Here is a 2,922-nt window from a genome sequence, read left to right as displayed (position 1 = left end):
GTGCGGGGGCCCCCCCCCCCAAGAAACGGTGAATGGGGGTGCCCCCTCTGGGGGAGGGTCCGGGGCACCCCTCGCCGGCTACGCCGGCAACACCAGCCGCCACGCCTCCCCCAGCGCCGTCCACGTCCGCTCCCCCACCGGCCCCCGAAGCCGCTCATCGGCCCGATAGCGGAAATCGGGCCCGGAAAGGGTCACGGACCGGGCACGGCAGCGCAGAGGAGGCCCGTCGCCCTGTGGATGGACGGAGACCTCCGCCAAGCCGCCTGCCGCCGTGACGGCGACCCGCTCCAGCGGATGGTCCTCGTCGGCCAGCAGGACGCCGTCGGCCTCGACCCGGAGCCACAGGCCGGTTCCGGAGCGCCCCGCCGGCCGCGAGAGCAGGGCCAGCGCCGTCCGGGCCGTCCGCGCGGCGGGGGACCACCACGGGCGGTACGCCGGCCGGGCCGCCGCCGGATGGCCGGCGCGTTCGCGCGGCAGGGCGGCGGGCGCCCAGAGCTCGCCGAGCACCACGCCGTCGTCCTCGTCCGCCAGCAGGCCCAGCCGCCGCTCGACGCCGTCCAGGACCGCGCGGGCCGCCGCCACGGCCCCCAGGGGCACCCCCAGCGCCCGCGCGGTCGAGAGCGCGGGCAGCGGCCCGACCGGCACCCAGGCGAGGGGGGTGTCCGCCAGCTCCCGCTGCCGGTGGAGCAGCCCGGCCACGCGCAGTAAGGCGCGGTCGTCCCCGACGACGACCGGCCGCCGCCGGCCGCGCCGGGCCACCGCCCGCGCGACCTCGCCGGGGCCGTCCGGGAGACAGATCCTGGCCGTCGACCCGGCCGTCAGCACGTCCTTGGCGATCCGCACGGATTCACCGTCCACGCGCCGCGCGACCGGGTCGACGACGATCAGCAGCTGCTGTCCGGTCGGGTCTGCAGCCGACACGTTCGTCCTTCCTCAGGTAACCTCTCGGTGCAAGAGCCCCTGTCGCTGTTGCGCCAGGGGCTTCGTCTATCCGGGGCACCGGTTCGACGGCTCTAGCGGTGGTGGACGCCCTGAATCCCGGGCTCACGCCACCCGCGCGCACGTTGGACATGCCCCGCCCGGAAGGGGTGTACGCCTGTGCCCGCACTTGTGCTGCTCGGTGCTCAGTGGGGTGACGAGGGCAAGGGAAAGGCCACCGACCTGCTCGGTGGCTCCGTGGACTATGTGGTGCGTTACCAAGGCGGCAACAACGCCGGTCACACGGTGGTCGTCGGTGACCAGAAATACGCGCTGCATCTCCTCCCTTCCGGGATCCTCTCGCCGGGGTGTACCCCGGTCATCGGCAACGGCGTCGTCGTCGACCCGGCGGTCCTGCTCTCCGAGCTGAGCGGGCTGAACGAGCGCGGCGTCGACACGTCCAAGCTCCTGATCAGCGGCAACGCGCACCTGATCACGCCGTACCACACCACGGTCGACAAGGTGACGGAGCGCTTCCTCGGCAAGCGCAAGATCGGCACCACCGGCCGCGGCATCGGCCCGACCTACGCCGACAAGATCAACCGCGTGGGCATCCGGGTCCAGGACCTCTACGACGAGTCGATCCTGACGCAGAAGGTCGAGGCGGCCCTCGACTTCAAGAACCAGATCCTCGCGAAGCTGTACAACCGCCGCGCCATCGAGGCCGACAAGATCGTCGAGGAGCTGCTGGGCTACGCCGAGCAGATCAAGCCGTTCGTCGCGGACACCACGCTGATCCTGAACAACGCCATCGACGAGGGCAAGGTCGTCCTCTTCGAGGGCGGCCAGGGCACGCTGCTGGACGTGGACCACGGCACGTACCCCTTCGTGACCTCCTCGAACCCGACCGCGGGCGGCGCCTGCACGGGCGCGGGCGTGGGCCCCACGAAGATCAACCGGGTGATCGGCATCCTCAAGGCGTACACCACCCGCGTGGGCGCCGGCCCGTTCCCGACCGAGCTGTTCGACGAGGACGGCGAGAAGCTCCGCACCATCGGCGGCGAGCGCGGTGTCACCACCGGCCGCGACCGCCGCTGCGGCTGGTTCGACGCCGTGATCGCCCGCTACGCGACCCGCGTCAACGGCCTCACGGACTTCTTCCTCACCAAGCTCGACGTGCTCACCGGCTGGGAGCAGATCCCGGTCTGCGTCGCGTACGAGATCGACGGCAAGCGCGTCGAGGAGCTGCCCTACAGCCAGACCGACTTCCACCACGCGAAGCCGGTCTACGAGATGCTGCCGGGCTGGTCCGAGGACATCAGCAAGGCCAAGACGTTCTCCGACCTGCCGAAGAACGCCCAGGCGTACGTGAAGGCGCTGGAGGAGATGTCGGGCGCCCCGATCTCCGCCATCGGCGTCGGCCCGGGCCGCACCGAGACGATCGAGATCAACTCGTTCCTCTCGTAAGGCGAGACGCGTCGTAAGGCGAGACGCGCGAAGCAGCGCCCCGGCGGCCGTCACGGCCACCGGGGCGCTCCCGTCTCACTGCTTGGTGTACACCAGCGAAGCGTCCTTCGTCCCCGAGTCGACGAAGTCGCGGCGCATCCGGCCGTCCGGCAGCAGGACCAGCTGCGAGGCGGAGCCCGGCTGGCAGGCGGAGGTGGGCTGGGCGCTGGCGACGGAGGACGGGCCGAGCAGCAGGGGGCCCGGGGTGGTGGCGTTGGCGCCGCCGGTGACCGAGGCCTGCCAGACGCAGTGGTAGCTGGTGCCGTCGTCCAGGACGCCGTCGCCGGTGATCTCCACCAGGGCGCCCGAGGCGCCCGGCCGGACGAAGAGGACGCGCTTGTTGCGCCGGTCGTCGGTGCCGAACTCCGACTGCCAGACGCCCTTGTACCGCGTCACGCCGGTGGTCTCCGGGGTCGGGGACGGGGTCTCGGAGGGCGTCGGCGGGGTGGTGCCGGTGGTCGGGCCGGGCTTGGTGGTGCCGCCCCCGTGGGGGGTGGG

The 2,922-nt window shown here is 72.4% G+C and carries 2 protein-coding genes and 1 pseudogene; 1 reads left to right on the top strand and 2 read right to left on the bottom strand.

Features of this window, described 5'->3' with window-relative positions:
• Nucleotides 1-78: 78 nt before the first annotated feature.
• Nucleotides 79-921 carry a diacylglycerol kinase gene (locus ACSNOK_RS32210; protein WP_436784331.1) on the bottom strand — a complete coding sequence of 281 codons (843 nt, stop codon included), beginning with the start codon at nt 919-921 and terminating at the stop codon, nt 79-81.
• Between the two features lie 177 nt (nt 922-1,098).
• On the opposite strand from ACSNOK_RS32210, the gene ACSNOK_RS32205 reads away from it, so the two are divergent.
• A complete protein-coding gene (locus ACSNOK_RS32205) occupies nt 1,099-2,385 on the top strand; it encodes an adenylosuccinate synthase (protein WP_436784330.1) in 1,287 nt (428 codons plus the stop codon).
• A gap of 75 nt (nt 2,386-2,460) precedes the next feature.
• Here the strand turns inward: ACSNOK_RS32205 and ACSNOK_RS32200 are convergent.
• Nucleotides 2,461-2,922, bottom strand: a pseudogene (locus ACSNOK_RS32200) (serine/threonine protein kinase); the annotation flags it as partial.

This window comes from Streptomyces sp. URMC 126, assembly GCF_051386555.1.
Taxonomy (GTDB): Bacteria; Actinomycetota; Actinomycetes; order Streptomycetales; family Streptomycetaceae; genus Streptomyces.
The sequence above is the reverse complement of the archived record's forward strand: the minus strand, read 5'-3'. Positions and strand labels throughout refer to the sequence as shown.